The organism is Achromobacter maghribensis (assembly GCF_057334215.1).
This window is the reverse complement of the sequence record NZ_JBHFII010000043.1, coordinates 11884-29472: the sequence shown is the minus strand read 5'-3', so window position 1 is coordinate 29472 and position 17589 is coordinate 11884. Positions and strand designations below refer to the sequence as shown.

The following is a 17589-nucleotide window of genomic DNA, read 5'->3' as shown; positions in this document are numbered from 1 at the left end:
GGGCCCCCCACCGCGCTGGGCGTAAGCGTCATGTCCAATGGCCATGCCCTGGACACCTATTTCTATGACTATTTCAGCCTGACGGTGCCATTCATGTCGCTGGCCGCGTTCCAGTGGATCGTCTCGTCGCCACGCCTGCCGCGGCTGGCCGCGCTGGCGCCGCTGACCTTCGGCGTCTATCTGATTCACCCGGTGTTCCTCGACGTGGCGCGGCGCGCGGGCGCATTCACCGGCGGGGACCGCGACGCCTGGACCGTGCCCTTGCTGACCGCGGCCGTATTCGCCCTGTCGGCCGCCAGCAGCTGGCTGCTGCGACGCCATCCGGCGACCCGCCGCCTCGTCTGAAAGACCTACGCCACGAAGGGTTAATGGGGTTTTACGCCCCGCCGGACATCCCCCTGTTCAACTTCACCAAGCTTCACGGATCTTCACGGGCGTGGGGGAATCCCTTGGGGTACAATTCACGGCTTATTTGATCGGCCAGACACCGATTTTTCTTCGCGCCAGCATGGATTTAGCCAAGCTCGACTGTTGAGCTCAAGCGTTTGCAAAAGCAGTTCGCAAAATCGCTGGGCTTGAACAAAAGCGCTTGGCAGAGTTCAAACCGTCCTGGCTTTTTTATCCGAGCGGAGGGAATCATGACCGACATCGGTCGGATGGCACATGTCGTGCCAGCTCGCACCCAGCTACCCGTCAGTGCTTACTTTGACGAAGCCCTCTTTGCCCGCGAGCAAGAACTCATTTTCAAGCAATCCTCGCAATATATCGGCCACCAGAAATTGGTGCCCGAAATCGGGGATTGGCGTACGTTGGTTCAGGAAAACGCAGGGCGCGTGCTGGTTCGCAACCAGCAAGGCGTTGAACTCATCTCAAATGTCTGCCGTCACCGTCAGGCTTTGATGCTGGGCGGCGAGGCCGGCAATGTGGCCGGCAACTGCAATTCCCAAGGCAATCTGAAAGCCACCGGCGGCAACATCGTTTGCCCGCTGCACCGCTGGACGTACAACAATCAAGGCGAGTTGTTGGGCGCGCCCCAATTCGAGACCACGCCCTGCATGAACTTGCAGAAGTTCCGCCTGCGCGATTGCCACGGCCTGTTGTTCGAAGGCCCGCGCGACCCGGCCTCGGACATGGCCCCGCTGTTCTCGCGCCCGGAGTTCAACTTCGGCGACTACGTGCTCGACCATGTCGAAGTGCATCAGTGCAACTACAACTGGAAGACCTTCATCGAGGTCTACCTTGAGGACTACCACGTCGGTCCGTTCCATCCCGGCCTGGGCCGCTTCGTCACTTGCGACGACCTGACCTGGGAATTCAACGACTGGTACAGCCTGCAGAAGGTCGGCGTGCACAACGCCTTGGCGCAGCCGGGTTCTGACGTGTACAAGCAGTGGCACGACCGCCTGCTGTCGTTCCGCGACGGCGACGCGCCGGACTTCGGCGCGGTGTGGGTCACGTATTTCCCGACTCACATGATCGAGCTTTACCCGCACGTACTGGTGCTGTCGACGTTGTATCCGAAGAGCCCGCAGGAAACGATCAACGTGGTCGAGTTCTACTACCCCGAGGAAATCTCGGCGTTCGAACGCGAATTCGTCGAGGCGCAGCGCGCGGCCTACATGGAAACAGCCATCGAAGACGACGAGATCGCCGAACGCATGGATGCGGGCCGCAAGGCCCTGATGCTGCGCGGCGTGAACGAAGCCGGCCCGTACCAGTCGCCAATGGAAGACGGCATGCAGCACTTCCACGAGTGGTACCGGCGCATCATGCACAACATCTAATCGCGCCCCTGCAAACGCGGGTTCGCCGTAATCGAAGAAAGGGCCTCGCATTCGTGCGAGGCCCTTTTTCTTGCGCAAGGCGCTAGCGCGTCAGTGTCCGATCACGCCGGCTACCGTTCGTTCGCCGATCGCCAGCCCCACCGTCATGCCGACGCCCGAGTGCATCACGGCGACGGTCGTCGCCGCGTCCACCGGCATCACCGAGAACGGCGCCGGGCCGTGGGCGCCGTAGACACCCTGCCAACGCTCCAGCACGCGCAATCGCGCGCCCAGCGCCTGCGACGCCAGGTCCAGCATGGCGTTGTCGACGGCCTCGTCGTTGAAGGGAAACGCATCCTGCCCGTAGCGGTGCGAATCGCCGATGACCAGTTCGCCATAAGGCGTGGGGCTGATCAGCAGGTGGATGCCGTTCTCAAGCAGCATCGGTGTGCGTGCCTGGATCACGTCCCGCAGGACTTGCGCCGACGGCAGGTCCGAAAAGGCGCCGTAATGCACGCAAGACAACCCCGTCAGCACGGGACGGTCCAGCGCGATGGGGTTCGTCTCGAAAGCCGCGCGCAACATCTGCAAGCGGGTGATTTCCAGGTTCAACGGCGCGAACCGTTCGGGCAGCAAGGTCAGGTAGTCGTGGCCCGGGCAGACGAACACGTGCTTGCCCTGGAAGTCGCCGGCGGTGGTGCCGACCAAGCCATTTTCCACGGCGCGCGCCAGCGTGCCGGTGATGAACGTCACGCCCAGCGATTCCGCCAGGTAGCGCGTGATCGCGGGCAGCGCCTCGCGCGAATAGATCTGCAGGTCATCGTGGCCGCGCAGGCCCATGCAGTGGTGCGCCAACTGCCCGTCGTACAAACCCGCCACGTCGCGGGCGGACAACAGGTCGGCGCGGTAGCCCTCTTGCGCCAGCCGCGTATCCGCGAACTCCTGCAGCACGGCGGCCTCGTCGGCATTGCGCGCCAGCACCAGGGCGCCGTTGGCGCGCACGTGGAAGCCGGCCTTGTCGGCCAGATCCAGCCACAGTTCGCGGGCCTGCTGCGCATGCGACAGCATCATGCCAGGCGCCTGGCCGGTCACGATGACCTGGCCGAAGTTGCGGATCGTGGCGCCGTGCGCCTGGCGACTGCGTTCGATCACGGCCACCGACAGGCCGCGCTTGGCGGCCGCCCAGGCGTGCGCGATGCCGAGCATGCCCGCGCCCACCACGATTACGTCGTAAGTTTTCATCTCAGGAACATTGCTAGAGGAATAGCGGGGGAAGCCGCCGCGTGGCGGCGCTTCCGGTAAGCGGCGGCACGGCAAGCGCCGCGCCGCTGCGTGGGCGGACGCTTACTTCTTCTTCGGCTCGGACTTGCCGTCGTAGCGCTTGGTCCATTCGGCGATGATGCGTTCACGGTTCGTGGCGGCCCACACGAAGTCGTTCTTGATCATGCGCTTGGTCAGGTCGGCCGGCAGGTTCGGGTTGACCGTGGCGATCGACGGGATCGCCAGCACCGCGAAGTTGGCCTTGTACAGCTCGTTGGCTTCGCGACTGGCCGAGAAGTCGGCCAGCTTGCGGGCGGCCTCCAGGTTCTTCGTGCCCTTCATGATGGCGGTGGCTTCCACTTCCCAGCCCAGGCCTTCCGACGGGAACACGGCTTCCACCGGCGCACCGTCGGCCTTCAGCTTGGCGGCGCGGTAGTCGAACGACACGCCGATCGGGAATTCGCCCGCCGCGGCCATGTTGCAAGGCTTCGAACCCGAGTGCGTGTACGAACCGATGTTCTTGTGCAAGGCGTCCATATAGGCCCAGCCCTTTTCTTCACCGAAGATCTGCAGCCACGCACTGACGTCCAGGAAGCCCGTGCCCGACGAGGCGGGGTTCGGCATGACGATCTTGCCGGCGTAGACCGGCTTGGTCAGGTCCTGCCACGACGTGGGCTTGGGCAGCTTCTGCTTTTCGGCTTCGATGGTGTTGAAGCAGATGGCGGCGGCGTAGCCGTCCATGCCGACCCACGACGGCTCGGCCTTGGCGTCGCGCATGTTGGTGGCGATCTGGTCCAGTCCCTTGGGGGCGTAGGGTTGCAGCATGCCTTCCTTGTCCATCAAGCCCAGCGCCGTGCCGGCCAGGCCCCAGATCACGTCGGCCTTCGGGTTGCTTTTTTCAGCCAGCAGCTTGGCGGCGATGATGCCGGTGGAGTCGCGGACCCACTGGATCTTGATGTCGGGGTTGGCGCGCTCGAAGGCGGCCTGGTAGACCTTGATCTGATCGGCTTCCAGCGCGGTGTAGACGGTCAGCGTGGTCTCGGCGGAGGCGGCGCCCATCACGCCCGTCAGGGCGGCGGCCAGTGCAAGCAGCTTGTAGCGATTCATGAGGAACTCCGTGGATGAGCGGAAAAAGGGTGAGAGCCGCCGCCACGGCCGGCGATTGCGGCTGCGGTATGCGGGGTGAAAGAGGAATGCGGCCGGCGGCGCCGGCCAGTCGGGATCTAGTTCAGGGCCGTTCGCCTCGCGCCAGACGGGCGTCGATATCGGTCACGACGGCCGGCAGGTCCGCCACGGTATCGATCAGGTAGTGCGGCGCGGCGGCCGACAGCTCGCGGGTGGCCTCCGCGCGCGCCTTGTCGCGCCCGGCTTCGTCCAGGCTCAGGTATTCGTCCAGCGTCAGGCCGGCGGCGTTGCCCGACAACAGCAGGCCCACCGTCCACATGCCGGCGCGGCGGCCTTCCTCGATGCCGGGCGAGGTGTCGTCGACCTTGATGCAGCCTGCGACGTCGGTCAGGCCCAGTTCCACGACGTTCTTCAGCGCCATGGCCGGCGCCGGACGCGCGCGCGGCACGTCGTCGCTGGCCACGATGCAGTCGGGCTCCAGGCCTTCGGAGGCCGCGCGTTCAACGACGCGGCGCATGACGCTGCCGGGATAGCCCGAGCAGGACCCGATCTTCAGGCCGCGCTGGCGCAACGCGCGCAACAGCTCAGCCGCGCCGGGAATGGCCGCCGAATACTGCGCGACCTTTTCCAGCTGCATCGGCAGGAAGCGTTCATAGATGGCGGTCACGTCCTCGTCGGTCGGCAGGTGGCCGAACTGGGCCTGGTATTGGCCGGCGATGGCGGGCTGATCGCACAGGGCGCGGATGTGGTCCCACTTGCCCACGCCCATCGGGCCGCGGGCTTCTTTCAACGACACGTCCATGCCGAACTGCGAAAACGCATCCACGAACACCTTGGTGGGCGCGAACGAACCGAAGTCGACCAGCGTGCCGGCCCAGTCGAAGATCACGGCTTCCAGCTGGACGGGCAAAGGGGAAACTTTCATGAGGGTCATCCTAGAAATAAGCGTTCAGAGGGCCGCGGGTCGGCGCCAGGCCTGGCTGCGCGCCACCAGCGCGCGGCTGGCCAGGTGCAACGCAAGCGCCGCGACGGCGGAACTGGCCATGATCACGGTGCACATGGCGGCGGCCGGGCCGATGAAGCCGGCATCGTCCATGTTCAGCACGGCGACGGCAGCCAGCACCGTGGACGGGCTGTACAGGAACACCACGGCCGACACGGTGGTCATGGCGGAAACGAACAAGTAGCGGGCAACATCCAGCGCCGCGGGCAGGCACATGGGCAAGGTCACGCGCAGGAAGGTCGTCATGCGTGGCACCTTCAGCGACGCCGAGGCGGCTTCAAATTCCGGGTCCAGGGCATTGAGCGCCGTGGCCGCCGTCAAATGCGCGCTGGTGTAGAAGTGGACGACCGTGCACAGGATCAACAGCGGCATCGTCCCGTAGAGCATGTTCAAGGGGTTCATCAGGCTATTGAAGAAAAAGATGTAGCCCAGGCCCAGCACCAGGCCGGGAACGGCCATCGGCATCAACGCCAGCATGCTCACGGCGCCGCGCAAGCCGCGCGCCACGCCGCCGCGCGCGGGCACCTTCTCCATCATCCAGGCGCCCACAAACACCACCACCGTGCCGATCACCGCCGTGCAGAACGCCAACTGCAAGCTGTTGCGCCAGGCCAGCCAGCCACCGCCATCCATGTTGTCGAAATCATAGGACCGCAGCGACAGCGACAGGTTGTATGGCCACATCTTCACGAACGACGCCCAGACGGCCACGCCGATAATCAGCAGCAGGAAGGCGGCCATCGCGCCGGCCAGCACCAGGAAGGCCGCATCGCGCCGGACGTTCACGCCCGACACGTAGGGCTGCGCCCGGCCGCTCATCTGGGCGCCTTGGCGGGCGCGCAGCCGGCGGTCCAGCACGAACGTCAGCAAGGCGGGCAGCAGCAGCAAGATGCCGATGGCCGCGCCCTTGGGGAAATTCTGTTGGCCGACCACCGCCTTGTACGCTTCCATGGCCAGCACGTTGTAGTCGCCGCCCACCACCTTGGGCACGCCGAAGTCGGTCACCGTCAAGGTGAACACAACGCAGCAGGCCGAAAACACGGCATAGCGCGTGCCGGGCAGGGTCACGGTAAGAAAGGTGCGCCACGAGCCGGCGCCCATGGCGCGCGCCGCGTCATACAGGCGGCCGTCGGCCAGGGTCAGGCCGGTCAGCAGGATCATCAAGGCATGCGGAAAGGTGTAGAAGGCCTCGCCCACGACAATGCCCCAGAAACCATAAATGGTGGCGCCGCCCGTCAGGCCCTTGAGCAGGCCCTGATTGCCCAGCAGATAGACCAGGGCGATGCCTGGCAGAAGCGACGGCGCCAGCAGCGGCAGCAAGGCGATGGTGCGCAGCAGGCCCTTGCCGGGCAGGCGCGTGCGGGTCAAGCCATAAGCGAAACCGTAGGCGCAAGGCACCACCAGCAGCATCGTGACGATGCCCACGGTCAGGCTGCGCCCGACCATGGCCATGAAACCGTCCGCGCCGATGATGCCCGTGACGACAGACAGGCCGGCCCACGCGCCGTCGCTGTCGGTGACGGACTTAGCCAGGATCGCCGCCAGCGGTAACGCCAGAAACAGCACCAGGAACAGGACGAGCGCGCCCTGCCCCGCCGTCAATCCCAGCGCACCGATCCAGCCGGGTAGCGGACGGCGGCCCAGGACGGCCGCGGTGGCGGCCTGAGACGGCGGCGAGGCGGGCATGGCGGCCGCGGTGGCGGCGGCCTCGGCGGCGGAGGGTCCCGTCACGGCGTCATCAAGCGTAGGCGCGAATCGCATGGCGCGGCAGCTCCACCCAGCAACGGCTGGCAGCGTGAGGGCCCAACAGGGCATCTCCGATTTCAGGGGACACGATGGAGTGCACGGTGGACCCGGGCACGCCTTCCAGCCGCAAAGCCAGGCGATAGCCGCGACCCAGGAACACGCCGTCCAGCACGTCGGCCAGCATGGAGTTGGGTTCTTCCGGGCGCGCCATGCTGACGCGCACGGCTTCCGGACGCACGAACAGCTTGCCCGACGCGCCGTCCAGCGCCTCGTCCACAGCCAGTTCCTGCCGGCCCACGCGGGCGCGGTGGGCATCGACGCGCTCGAACGGCAGCCAGTTCGCCTCGCCCACGAAATCGGCAATGAAGGCCGAACCCGGCTGGCGGTAGAGCTCGCGCGGCGTGCCGTACTGTTCGATCACGCCGCCATTCATCACGGCGATGCGGTCAGCCATCACCATGGCCTCTTCCTGGTCGTGCGTCACCATCAGGGTCGTGATGGACAGGCGTTTCTGCAAGGCGCGCAGCTCGATGCGCAGGTGTTCGCGCACCCGGGCGTCCAGGGCGGACATGGGCTCGTCCAGCAGCAGCAGCGACGGCGACGGCGCCAGCGCGCGCGCCAGGGCCACGCGCTGCTGTTGGCCGCCGGAAATCTGTCCCGGGTATTTTTCCGCCGCGCCGGACAGCCCCACCAGGGCCAGCATTTCCTCGACCCGGCTGGCGACGTGCTTGCGGTGGGCGCGCTTGCCGCTCAGGCCGTAGGCCACATTCTGGGCCACGGTCAGATTGGGAAACAACGCGTAGGACTGGAACAGGATGCCGTAGTCGCGCTCTTGCGGCTCGGCGCGCGAAATATCCCGGCCGGACAACACGATCGTGCCGCTGTCCTGGCGCTCCAGCCCGGCGATGGCCCGCAGCAGGGTCGTCTTGCCGCAACCGGACGGTCCCAGCAGGCACACCAGCTCCCCGGCGCGGATATCCAGCGAAACATCCGCCAGCGCCGTATGGCTGCCGAACCGTTTCACAAGATTTCGAACGGAGAGGAAGGCGTTATTCGGTTGGGGCATGGTGCCTCCGGTCTGGGAACGAAGGCAGTATGGAAGGCGCGTATTGAGTGTTTATGACACTTCGCGCAAATGCAGTAATAAAAACATCAAATTATTTTGGTGTACTGGCGGTCTTGCGCATTGCGTCCCTTTCCCGCCCCCATCATCGTGCTCGTCGCCGAACTCAAATCCTTCTACGCCGTGGCCCGCTGCGGCACCGTCACTAAAGCCGCCGCCCAGTTGGGCGTCAGCCAGCCCACGGTGACGGGGCAATTGCGCCAGCTGGAGTCGCGTTACGGCATCGAACTGTTCCACCGGCAAGGCCGCGGCATGCGCCTGTCCGACGCCGGCCACAACCTGATGCCCATGGTCGAGAAGCTGGTCCAGCAGGAAACCGAGATCGATTTCCGGCTGCGCGACGCCAGCGACCTGCGCGAAGGCAACCTGCGCATCGGCGCCACCGGCCCGTTCTACATCATGGACACGGTGCGCCGGTACAACCAGCGTTATCCGGGCATCGACCTGACCGTCACGATCGGCAATTCGCAGTCAATGCTGCAAGCATTGCACGACTACCGCATCGAGATTGCCACGTCTTCCTTTCTGATGGATGACAAGCACCTGTACCGCCGGATGATCGCGGCCGACCCGATCCGTGTGGTGACGCATCGCGACCACCCTTTGGCGCGCCGCAGCCAGGTCCGCCTGGCCGATCTGGCCGACCACGCGGTGCTGCTGCGCGAGCCGGGTTCCATGACGCGACAGCTGACCGAGGACGCCCTGGCGGCGGCCGGGGTTGCCGTGCGGCGCACCCTGGAGATCGGCAGCCGCGAGTCGATTCGCCAAGCCATCCTGTGCGATTTGGGCATCAGCCTGATCCCCTCGCGTGAAATTCCATCGCACCCCGATCTGGCAGCCCTGGATATCCAGGGCGCGGACATCGTGATGAACGAATACCTGTACTGCCTGCGCGAGCGCCAACCGGTGCAACTGATCGCGCGCTTTCTGGAGATGGCGCCGGCAGCCGGCTGACCCGCCAGGGTCACTGCCCGCCTCTCCCCCCTTGCGGCCACTCAGGAGACAACCATGGCCTTGACCTTGCAAGATATCGAGCAGATTTTCCTGGAACGCGGACATCGTTCCTATCACGGCGAGTCGGTCAGCCATTTGCGGCATGCGCTGCAGACGGCGGCGCTGGCCGAACGCCATGGCGCCAATGCGCAACTGATCACCGCCTGCCTGCTGCACGACCTTGGCCATCTGATCGCCGACCGGCCAGGCACGCCCACGCTGCGCGGCATCGACGACAAGCACCAGTATTTCGTGCTGCCGTTCCTGCGCGGCCTGTTCAGCTCGGCCGTGCTGGACCCGATCAGGCTTCACGTGGAAGCCAAGCGCTACCTCTGCTATGTGGAGCCGCAATATGAAGCGTCGCTCTCCGAGGATTCAAAGCGCAGCCTGGCGTTGCAGGGGGGCAGTTTCGACGCAGGCCAGGCGGTGGATTTCGCCAGCATGCCCGGCGCGCCGGATGCGATTCGTCTAAGACGCTGGGACGATATGGCCAAGGTGCCGGGGCTGGCCACGCCGCCGCTGGACCACTTCCTGGAGATCGCGGAAAGCGTCTCGGGACGGGTCAAGCTTGCCGCGATCTGGTAGCGGCTAAAAGAAAAACGCCGGCGAAAAAAAACCAGGGCAACCGCCCTGGCTTACGATCGCCAGCCGCCCCGGCCGCCTCAGGCGCCCTTGGCTACCGGCCGCGTCGGATCGCTGCACCACTCGCTCCACGAGCCCGGATACAGACGCGATCCCGCCAGGCCCGCGATCTCCATCGACAGCAGGTTGTGGCAGGCCGTGATGCCCGAGCCGCACTGGTGCACGATGGCGGCCGGGTCGCGGCCATCGAGCAGGCCCGAGAACTCGGCGCGCAGTTGTTCGGCGCTCTTGAAGCGGCCGTCGGCTTGCAGGTTTTCGCCGTTGGGGCGGTTCAACGCGCCCGGAATGTGCCCCGCCAACGGGTCCATGGGCTCGACTTCGCCGCGGTAGCGGTTGGCGGCGCGCGCGTCGATCACGGTAAAGGACGGCTGGGCGATGTTGGCCAGCACGGCGTTGGCGTCCACGGCCCCCGCCAGGGACGGGCCCGGCTCCACGGGTTTTCCGGCCTGCACCGGGGCTGCGGCCTCGGTCGTGGTCGGGAGTCCGGCGGCCACCCAGGCCTGCCAGCCGCCGTCCAGCACGGCCACGCGGTCGTGGCCCAACCAGCGCAGCATCCACCACAGGTGCGCGGCGTACATGCCACCGCTGGCGTCGTAAGCCACGACCAGCGTCTGCGGCGTCACGCCATGCGCGGCCATCAGCGCGCCGAATTCGGCGCGCGCGGGCAAGGGATGGCGCCCGTTCTTGCCGGTGCGCGGCGCGGCCAGTTCGCTCTCGTGGTCCAGATGGCGGGCGCCGGGGATGTGGCCGGCGTCATAGGCTTGGCGGCCGACCGCATGGTTGGTCAGGTCGTGGCGCACGTCGAACACGCGCACGTCGGGCGTATCCAGGCGCGCGGCCAGATCGGCGGCGGAAATCAGTGTCATCGTCATTCGTGTGCTCCGAGTCGAGAGGAACGCGGGTCAAGCCGGCTTGGGGTCGCGCATCGTGCGCCACACCGACAGCAGCCCCGCGGAAATGATCAAGCCCATGCCGGCCCAGGCCACGCCGTCCAGGTGGTCGCCCCAGAAGCCCATGCCCAGCAAGGCCGCGAAGATAATGGTGCTGTATTGCAGCGCCGCGGTCAGCAGCGCGGACCCCATGCCGAACGCCCGCGTCATGGCCAACTGGCCGAACATGCCAGCCACCCCGACGCCAAACAGCGATGCGTAGCCCTGCCAGTCGGCCTGGCCCCAGCCTTCGAACCATAGCCCGGCGACGCTGGACACGCAGACCGCCACGGAAAAGAACAGCACGGTGCGCCATTCGGGTTCGCCGATCCGGCCCAGTTGGCGGATCTGCATCATGGCGATCGCCGACATGGCGCCGGCGCCCATCCCCATCACCGCGGCCACCCACTGGTCGTCATTGATGCTGGGCCGCAGCACGGCGATCACGCCCAGGAAGCCCAGCGCCACCGCCACGATGCGCACCGGGTCGCGCTGCGCGCCGCCCCAGCCCAGCATCCAGCAGGCGATGAAAAGCGGCGCGGTGTAGTTCAGGCTGGTGGCCGTGGCCAGCGGCAGGTGCGAAATGGCGAAGAAGCCCAACCACATCGACGTGACACCGGACAGGTTGCGCCACAGATGCAGTTTCCAGCTGGTCGGAATGATGGATTGCCGGCCGGCGCGCGCCCACAGCAGCAAAAGGATCACCGAAGGCAGCCCGCGGAACAGCACGATCTGCGGGAGGGAGGCGCCGTGCTCGGTACCGAGCTTCACGAACGCCCCCATGATGGCGAACATGGCGGACGCCAGCAACATCCAGAGAGCCTGCATTGGGGGTCTGCGCTAAGGGAAAAGTGGGGGAGGAATAGGGGAAAGCGATACTATACTCTTCGTCACCGGGAGCGGCGCCGGCGAGTCGGGGAACTGGCGGGCCGCCGCGATGTCGAACCCGGGTATTTCCCGCTCGCAGAGGAACACAAAAAACATGAAACGCATTGTCTTGTTCGTCATCACCAACCTGGCCGTCATGCTCGTGCTGTCGGCCACGCTGCGCATTCTGGGCGTAGACCGCTACATCACCGCCAACGGACTGAACCTCAACGCCCTGCTGATTTTCTCGGTCGTCGTGGGCTTTACGGGCGCGATCATCTCGCTCCTGATCAGCAAGCCGATGGCCAAATGGAGCACCGGCGCGCAAGTGCTGGATCCCAACGCCCCGCGCAACCAGCGCGAAGCCTGGCTGCTCGACACCGTGCACCAGTTGGCTGACCGCGCCGGCATCGGCCGCCCGGAAGTCGCCATCTATGACGGCGCCCCCAATGCGTTCGCCACCGGCGCGTTCAAGAACGACTCGCTGGTCGCCGTGTCGACGGGCCTGCTGGAAAGCATGAGCGAAGAGGAAGTCGCCGCCGTGCTGGCGCACGAAGTGGCCCACATCGCCAACGGCGACATGGTCACGTTGACGCTGATCCAGGGCGTGGTGAACACGTTCGTCGTGTTCCTGGCCCGCGTGGTCGGCTACTTCATCGACCGCGTCGTGTTCAAGAACGAACGCGGCATCGGCCCGGGCTACTACATCACCGTGCTGGTCTGTGAGATCATTTTCGGCGTCCTGGCGTCGATCATCGTGGCCTGGTTTTCGCGCCAGCGCGAATACCGCGCCGACGCCGGTTCGGCCCAGTTGATGGGCGCGCGTGAACCCATGATCCGGGCCCTGGCCCGTCTGGGCGGCCTGGAACCGGGCGCCCTGCCCAAGTCGTTCGAAGCGTCGGGCATCACCGGCCGTGGCGGCCTGGCGGCCATGTTCGCCTCGCACCCGCCGATCCCGTCCCGCATCGCCGCGCTGCAAAATGCGCGTGTCGTCTAAAACCGGCTCGGGGCTTGCGCCCCACGCTAGCGGCTGGCAATAAAAAGCCCCTCCTCGGAGGGGCTTTTTCATGGGCAGCGCCCGGCAGCCATCAGCACTCGACGATGTTCACCGCCAAGCCGCCGCGCGCGGTTTCCTTGTACTTGGTCTTCATGTCGGCGCCGGTTTCGCGCATGGTCTTGATCACCGAGTCCAGCGACACGTAGTGCTGCCCATCGCCGCGCAGCGCCATCCGGGCAGCGTTCACCGCCTTGATGGAGGCCATGGCGTTGCGTTCGATACAGGGAATCTGCACCAGACCGCCTACCGGATCGCACGTCAGTCCCAGGTTGTGTTCCATGCCGATCTCGGCGGCGTTCTCGACCTGCTCGACCGAGCCCCCCAAGGCGGCGGCCAGCCCGCCGGCCGCCATCGAACACGCCACGCCCACCTCGCCCTGACAGCCGACTTCGGCGCCCGACAGCGAGGCGTTGTACTTGTACAGCAGGCCCACCGCAGCGGCCGTCAGCAGGAATTCCCGCACGCCCTCGCGGTTGGAACCCGGCACGAAGCGGTCGTAATAGTGCAGGACGGCCGGAATGATGCCCGCCGCGCCGTTGGTCGGCGCCGTCACGACGCGGCCGCCCGCAGCGTTCTCTTCGTTGACCGCCATGGCGTAAAGGTTCACCCAGTCCATCACGGACAAGGGGTCGGACAGCGTGCGCTCGGCACGCTGCGTCAGATTGCGATATAGCTCGGGCGCGCGTCGGCGCACCCGCAGCGGGCCGGGCAATTCGCCGTCGGCTTCGGGATAATTGATGCCACAGCCGCGCGCCACGCAGTCCTGCATGACCTGCCAGATGCGATCCAGGCCGCTGCTGGTTTCCGAGGCGTCGCGCCACGTCAATTCGTTCTGCATCATCAGCTGCGCCACCGACAGCCCGCTTTCGCGGCACATGGCCAACAGCTCACGGCCCGAACGGAACGGGTACGGCAACTGGTTGTGCGCGGCGATGACCTGGCTGTTCGAGGCGCCCGCCGTCACCACGAAGCCGCCGCCCACCGACAGGTAGCGCGATTCGCGCAACGACTCGCCGTTGGCGTCAAAGGCGTGGAATTTCATGCCGTTGGGGTGTTCGGCCATCGCCTCGCGGCGGTAGAACACCATGTGTTCCTTTTCGATGAAAGGAACCGGGTAGCGGCCCAGCAGCGGCAATTGGCGGCTGGCGCGCACCGAGGCGACCATGCCGACAATCGCGGCCGGGTCGACCGTATCGGGGGCTTCGCCCATCAGGCCAAGCAGCACGCCCTTGTCGGTGCCGTGCCCCTTGCCGGTGGCGCCCAGTGATCCGTAGAGCTCGGCGCGGACATGACCCACGCGCGGCATCAGGCCGTCGCGTTCCAGGCCTTGCGCGAAAAGCAAGGCGGCCCGCATCGGGCCCACCGTATGGGAGCTAGACGGGCCAATGCCTATCTTGAACAGATCGAATACGGAAACGGCCACGCAAAACTCCAGTACATCAAAGAATAGTCAGGCAATGATACGCGTAGCCACCGCCATACGCAGCAAAGCCCCGCCGGGCGTATGCTGTATCAGGCCCCCGGGTTTCCCCGGCAGGTCAGGCATGCGATCATTACAGAATTATTTCATGTCATAAAAAGAAGGGAACACCCCTGGATGTCTGGACTTATTACCCTGCTTGACTTCGCCGGCTATGTCGCCTTGCTCCTTTGGGGCGTGCACATGGTGCAAACCGGCGTCCAGCGCGCTTTCGGCGCGGCCCTGGGCGCGGCGCTGGGCAAAGCGTTGGGCACGCGTCTGCGGGCCTTCGCTGCCGGTCTGGGCATTACCGCCGCCTTGCAGAGCAGCACGGCCACCGGCCTGATGATCACCGGTTTTGCCGCCGGTGGCGTCGTGGGCCTGGTGCCCGCCCTGGCCGCCATGCTGGGGGCCAATGTCGGCACCACGCTGATCGTCCAGTTGCTGTCCTTCGACCTGACCTCGCTCGCCCCGATCCTGATCCTGGCAGGCGTCTGGATGTTCCGCCGCTATCCGCCCGGCCGCACGCGCGACCTGGGCCGGGTGTTCATCGGCCTGGGGCTGCTGCTGCTCTCTTTGCACCAGTTGGTCGAACTATTCGAACCCTTCCAGACCGCCCCCATGCTGGGCATGATCCTGGATGCCCTGGCCACCCAGCCAGTGGCCGCGGTGCTGCTGTCGGCCGCCTTCACCTGGGCCGCGCACTCGAGCGTGGCGGTGGTGGTGCTGGTGATGTCGCTGGCCAGCCACCATATGGTTGCGCCGCACGTGGCCTTCGCGCTGGTGCTGGGCGCCAACCTGGGCACGGCCATCAATCCGATGATCGAAGGCGTGACGGGCGACGACCCCGCCGCGCGCCGGCTGCCGTTGGGCAACCTGTTGACCCGGGTACTGGGCGTGCTGGCCGGTTTGTTGCTGCTGCCGGTGCTGCAGCCGCTGATGAGCGGCATGGCCAGCGACCCGGCCCGCGCCGTCGCCAACTTCCACACGCTGTTCAATGCGGTGATCGCCCTGGTGTTCCTGCCGCTCTTGACCCCCTACGCCGCCCTGCTCACCCGCTGGCTGCCCAAGCGCGCCGATCCCAACGACCCGTCCCGCCCCCAATACCTGGACGAATGGGCGCACGACGTGCCGGCCGTGGCGCTGGGCAATGCGGCCCGCGAAGCCCTGCGCATGGCCGACATGGTGCAGACGCTGCTGCTGTACGCCCGCGCCGGATTCAAGCGCGACAACCGGCACCGGATGGTGCAGGCGCGCCAACTGGACGCCGCGCTGGACAAGCTTGAAAACGCCATCACGACCTATCTGGCCACGCTGGACCAGGAAAACATGACCCGCGACGATGTCCAGCGCATGGATGACATCCTGGCCTTCACCAGCAATATCGGCCATGCCGGCGACATCGCCCATCACGGCCTGCTGAGCCACATCGCCAAGCTGCGCAAGCAGGGCTGGACCTTCTCGCCCGAGCAGCGCGCCAGCCTGGACGACACCCTGGGCCAGTTGATCGCCAACGAACGCCAGGCGGCCGCGCTTTTCGTCAACGACGACCTGCGCCAGGCCCGCGCCCTGGCCGGCGAGAAGAACCGCTTCCGCACGATCGAAACCCAGGCTTCGGACACGCACTTGCAGAAGATCAAGGCGGGCCAGGTCGACGCCGCCGAAGTCGGCTCGCTCTACCTGGACATCCTGCGGGACATGAAGGGAATCAACTCACATCTGGTGGGCGCGGCGGCCTATCCGCTACTGGCCCGCCACGGCGAGTTGCTGCCCAGCCGACTGCGAGAGGCCGGAAACTAGAATTCGGGCGCATGCCTACTTTGCGCGATGCCCCCGTTCTACGGTCGCCCGCCTACAGATACCGTTGGAACCATTCCAGCATCCCCTTCCAGCCGTCTTTCGCGGCCTCGGGCTTGTAGCTGGCCCGGTAGTCCGCCATGAAGGCGTGGTCGGCGTCGGGGTACACCACGAATTCCGACTGTTTGGCGGCGGCATTGCCGTTGGCCAGCTTGGTCTTCATCGTATCGATGTCGGCCAACGGGATGCTGGCGTCCTGGGCGCCGTACAACCCCAGCACCGGGCCGTGCAGCTCATTGACCACATCGAAAGCAACGCGTTTGATCAGCGGGCCGTGGCCGGTGCTGAGCTTGCCGTACCACGCCACGGCGGCACGCACGTCGGGATTGTGCGCGGCGTACATCCACGTCAGGCGCCCACCCCAGCAAAATCCCGTGACCGCCACGCGGCGGGCGTCGCCACCGTTTTGCGCGGCCCAGGCCACGCTGGCATCCAGGTCGGCGAACACTTGCTCGTCAGGCACCTTGCTGACCAGCTCGGCGATAAGCTTCGGGATGTCGGTATAGACCGACGCGTCGCCCTGTCGCTCGTACAGGTTGGCGGCCACGGCCAGGTAGCCGGCCTTGGCGACGCGGCGGCAGATGTCCTTGATGTGCTCGTGCACGCCGAAGATCTCCTGCACGACCAGCACGATGGGCAGGTCGCGGCGGCCTTCGGGCGCGGCGTAGTAGGCGGCGATGGAGCCATCGGCCACGGGTAGTTTGAAATCCCCGTGGACGAGGCCCTGCGTGTCCGTATGGATGACGGTGGGCGCGACGTTGCCGGCGGCGGCGGAAAAACTCATGGAGTACTCCTGTGTAGGGATCAACGACACCGGGTCTCCCGTTTCGCGCGCGTCCTGCCTAGTGCGCCGGGTGAACGTGCTCCGCATGGGGCGTGCCGGGGCCAGGATCGGCCACGTGCTCGTGCCCATGGTGCATCAGGGTCGTCACACTGTAGATCAGCGCCACGCCCACGCCCACCAGCAGCAACTGCGGGACGGCATCCGAAAGGGATACCCGTTCGTGCATCTGCGGCATCAGGTCGGCCACCGAAATGTAAAGGAAGCTGCTGGCCGCAATCACCAGCACATAGGGCACCCAGCCCTGCGCTTGCTGAAGCACGAAGTACCCTATTATGCCGCCCACGGCTGAACACAAGCTGGTGAACAGGATCAGGAAAAACGCCCGGCGGCGCGCCAGCCCCGCATTGAGCAGCACGACGAAATCGCTGAGCTTGTGCGGCACTTCGTGCACGATGATCGAGGCGGCCGTCAACACGCCCAGCAGCGGGTCCGTCAGGAAGGCCGCCGCCACCAGTACGCCATCGCACAAGTTGTGCAGCGAACTGCCGATCAGGATCAACACCCCGCCCCGCCCCGCTTCGTGGTGGTCGTGGCCCTTGTGATGGTGGTGGCCGTCGCCCTCGTGGTGATGGCTATGGCGCAACAGCGCGATCTTCTCCAGCACGAAGAAACCGATCAGCGACGCCAGCATCAACCCGAAGAGCGTATGGGCGTCGCTTACCCCGCCCTCGAAGGCTTCGGGCAGCAAGTGCAGCAGCGCCACCGACAACAGCACGCCCACCGACAGGCTCACCATGTGATGCAGGTATTGGGCGAACACCTTGTAGGCCAGCCAGCTGGCGACAAGGACGGCGATAAGACCACCGGTGACAGTGGCAAGCAGGACCCAGAGCAGCAACATTTTGGGGACGCAATATAAGCGGGGGAAGCGCAACATTATATTGTTGCAATCCCAAAATCGGAAATGGGGCCCCCCAAGGG

Annotated in this window: 16 protein-coding genes; 6 read left to right on the top strand and 10 right to left on the bottom strand. The window is 65.9% G+C overall.

Features of this window, described 5'->3' with window-relative positions; all coding sequences use genetic code 11:
* Together ACE039_RS17330 and ACE039_RS17325 are read left to right on the top strand one after the other, a co-directional pair.
* Nucleotides 1–345: acyltransferase family protein (locus tag ACE039_RS17330; RefSeq protein WP_485822922.1), on the top strand; the 345-nt coding region annotated here is incomplete at its 5' end.
* A 293-nt stretch (nt 346–638) separates the two neighbouring features.
* Nucleotides 639–1784 (top strand): aromatic ring-hydroxylating oxygenase subunit alpha, encoded by a 1146-nt coding sequence (locus ACE039_RS17325; RefSeq protein WP_485822921.1) that lies wholly within the window; start codon nt 639–641, stop codon nt 1782–1784.
* Nucleotides 1785–1874: 90 nt separating this feature from the next.
* On the opposite strand, the gene ACE039_RS17320 is transcribed toward ACE039_RS17325, so the two are convergent.
* The 5 genes from ACE039_RS17320 to ACE039_RS17300 form a co-directional block, all read right to left on the bottom strand.
* Nucleotides 1875–3005, bottom strand: a complete 1131-nt coding sequence (locus tag ACE039_RS17320; RefSeq protein ID WP_485822920.1) for a TIGR03364 family FAD-dependent oxidoreductase — start codon at nt 3003–3005, stop codon at nt 1875–1877.
* Nucleotides 3006–3107: 102 nt separating this feature from the next.
* A complete protein-coding gene (locus tag ACE039_RS17315; protein ID WP_485822919.1) occupies nt 3108–4130 on the bottom strand; it encodes a putative 2-aminoethylphosphonate ABC transporter substrate-binding protein in 1023 nt (340 codons plus the stop codon).
* A gap of 121 nt (nt 4131–4251) precedes the next feature.
* Nucleotides 4252–5073 carry a phosphonoacetaldehyde hydrolase gene (phnX, locus tag ACE039_RS17310; RefSeq protein ID WP_485822918.1) on the bottom strand — a complete coding sequence of 274 codons (822 nt, stop codon included), beginning with the start codon at nt 5071–5073 and terminating at the stop codon, nt 4252–4254.
* 24 nt (nt 5074–5097) lie between these two features.
* Nucleotides 5098–6912, bottom strand: coding sequence for a putative 2-aminoethylphosphonate ABC transporter permease subunit (locus ACE039_RS17305; protein ID WP_485811334.1), 1815 nt, complete (start codon nt 6910–6912; stop codon nt 5098–5100).
* Nucleotides 6890–7963: a putative 2-aminoethylphosphonate ABC transporter ATP-binding protein gene (locus tag ACE039_RS17300; protein WP_105554904.1), complete on the bottom strand. Its 1074-nt coding sequence runs from the start codon at nt 7961–7963 to the stop codon at nt 6890–6892. Before ACE039_RS17300 ends, ACE039_RS17305 begins: the two co-directional genes overlap by 23 nt.
* 147 nt (nt 7964–8110) lie before the next feature.
* Here ACE039_RS17300 and ACE039_RS17295 point away from each other — a divergent pair, with 147 nt between their 5' ends.
* Together ACE039_RS17295 and ACE039_RS17290 are read left to right on the top strand one after the other, a co-directional pair.
* Nucleotides 8111–8974: a LysR family transcriptional regulator gene (locus ACE039_RS17295; protein ID WP_105555539.1), complete on the top strand. Its 864-nt coding sequence runs from the start codon at nt 8111–8113 to the stop codon at nt 8972–8974.
* 54 nt (nt 8975–9028) lie between these two features.
* Nucleotides 9029–9598, top strand: a complete 570-nt coding sequence (locus ACE039_RS17290) for a phosphonate degradation HD-domain oxygenase (protein WP_169270082.1) — start codon at nt 9029–9031, stop codon at nt 9596–9598.
* 77 nt (nt 9599–9675) lie between these two features.
* On the opposite strand, the gene ACE039_RS17285 is transcribed toward ACE039_RS17290, so the two are convergent.
* Both ACE039_RS17285 and ACE039_RS17280 read right to left on the bottom strand, forming a co-directional pair.
* Complete coding sequence (locus ACE039_RS17285; protein ID WP_485822917.1) at nt 9676–10527, bottom strand: sulfurtransferase; 852 nt, start codon at nt 10525–10527, stop codon at nt 9676–9678.
* 30 nt (nt 10528–10557) lie between these two features.
* Nucleotides 10558–11412: a DMT family transporter gene (locus tag ACE039_RS17280; RefSeq protein ID WP_485822916.1), complete on the bottom strand. Its 855-nt coding sequence runs from the start codon at nt 11410–11412 to the stop codon at nt 10558–10560.
* 154 nt (nt 11413–11566) lie between these two features.
* Between ACE039_RS17280 and htpX the strand changes: the two genes are divergently transcribed.
* The gene (gene htpX, locus ACE039_RS17275; protein ID WP_485822915.1) at nt 11567–12448 is read left to right on the top strand and encodes a protease HtpX; all 882 of its coding nucleotides are present in this window, start codon (nt 11567–11569) and stop codon (nt 12446–12448) included.
* A gap of 91 nt (nt 12449–12539) precedes the next feature.
* Here htpX and ACE039_RS17270 read toward each other — a convergent pair whose 3' ends face one another.
* Nucleotides 12540–13931, bottom strand: a complete 1392-nt coding sequence (locus tag ACE039_RS17270; protein ID WP_105554908.1) for an L-serine ammonia-lyase — start codon at nt 13929–13931, stop codon at nt 12540–12542.
* Between the two features lie 174 nt (nt 13932–14105).
* Between ACE039_RS17270 and ACE039_RS17265 the strand changes: the two genes are divergently transcribed.
* Nucleotides 14106–15767, top strand: coding sequence for a Na/Pi cotransporter family protein (locus tag ACE039_RS17265; RefSeq protein WP_105554909.1), 1662 nt, complete (start codon nt 14106–14108; stop codon nt 15765–15767).
* A gap of 52 nt (nt 15768–15819) precedes the next feature.
* On the opposite strand, the gene ACE039_RS17260 is transcribed toward ACE039_RS17265, so the two are convergent.
* Together ACE039_RS17260 and ACE039_RS17255 are read right to left on the bottom strand one after the other, a co-directional pair.
* Entirely contained in the window at nt 15820–16608 is a 789-nt protein-coding gene (locus ACE039_RS17260; protein WP_485822914.1) for a dienelactone hydrolase family protein, read from the bottom strand.
* 58 nt (nt 16609–16666) lie between these two features.
* Nucleotides 16667–17509, bottom strand: a complete 843-nt coding sequence (locus ACE039_RS17255) for a ZIP family metal transporter (RefSeq protein ID WP_105554911.1) — start codon at nt 17507–17509, stop codon at nt 16667–16669.
* Nucleotides 17510–17589: the final 80 nt, after the last annotated feature.

Coding starts and splice junctions, on each gene's coding strand:
- ACE039_RS17280 (WP_485822916.1), bottom strand. CDS start 11,412: ATGCAGGCTCTCTGGATGTTGCTGGCGTCCGCCATGTTCGCCATCATG.
- ACE039_RS17300 (WP_105554904.1), bottom strand. CDS start 7,963: ATGCCCCAACCGAATAACGCCTTCCTCTCCGTTCGAAATCTTGTGAAA.
- ACE039_RS17315 (WP_485822919.1), bottom strand. CDS start 4,130: ATGAATCGCTACAAGCTGCTTGCACTGGCCGCCGCCCTGACGGGCGTG.
- ACE039_RS17320 (WP_485822920.1), bottom strand. CDS start 3,005: ATGAAAACTTACGACGTAATCGTGGTGGGCGCGGGCATGCTCGGCATC.
- ACE039_RS17265 (WP_105554909.1), top strand. CDS start 14,106: ATGTCTGGACTTATTACCCTGCTTGACTTCGCCGGCTATGTCGCCTTG.
- ACE039_RS17305 (WP_485811334.1), bottom strand. CDS start 6,912: ATGCGATTCGCGCCTACGCTTGATGACGCCGTGACGGGACCCTCCGCC.
- htpX (WP_485822915.1), top strand. CDS start 11,567: ATGAAACGCATTGTCTTGTTCGTCATCACCAACCTGGCCGTCATGCTC.
- phnX (WP_485822918.1), bottom strand. CDS start 5,073: ATGAAAGTTTCCCCTTTGCCCGTCCAGCTGGAAGCCGTGATCTTCGAC.
- ACE039_RS17290 (WP_169270082.1), top strand. CDS start 9,029: ATGGCCTTGACCTTGCAAGATATCGAGCAGATTTTCCTGGAACGCGGA.
- ACE039_RS17260 (WP_485822914.1), bottom strand. CDS start 16,608: ATGAGTTTTTCCGCCGCCGCCGGCAACGTCGCGCCCACCGTCATCCAT.
- ACE039_RS17255 (WP_105554911.1), bottom strand. CDS start 17,509: ATGTTGCTGCTCTGGGTCCTGCTTGCCACTGTCACCGGTGGTCTTATC.
- ACE039_RS17285 (WP_485822917.1), bottom strand. CDS start 10,527: ATGACGATGACACTGATTTCCGCCGCCGATCTGGCCGCGCGCCTGGAT.
- ACE039_RS17325 (WP_485822921.1), top strand. CDS start 639: ATGACCGACATCGGTCGGATGGCACATGTCGTGCCAGCTCGCACCCAG.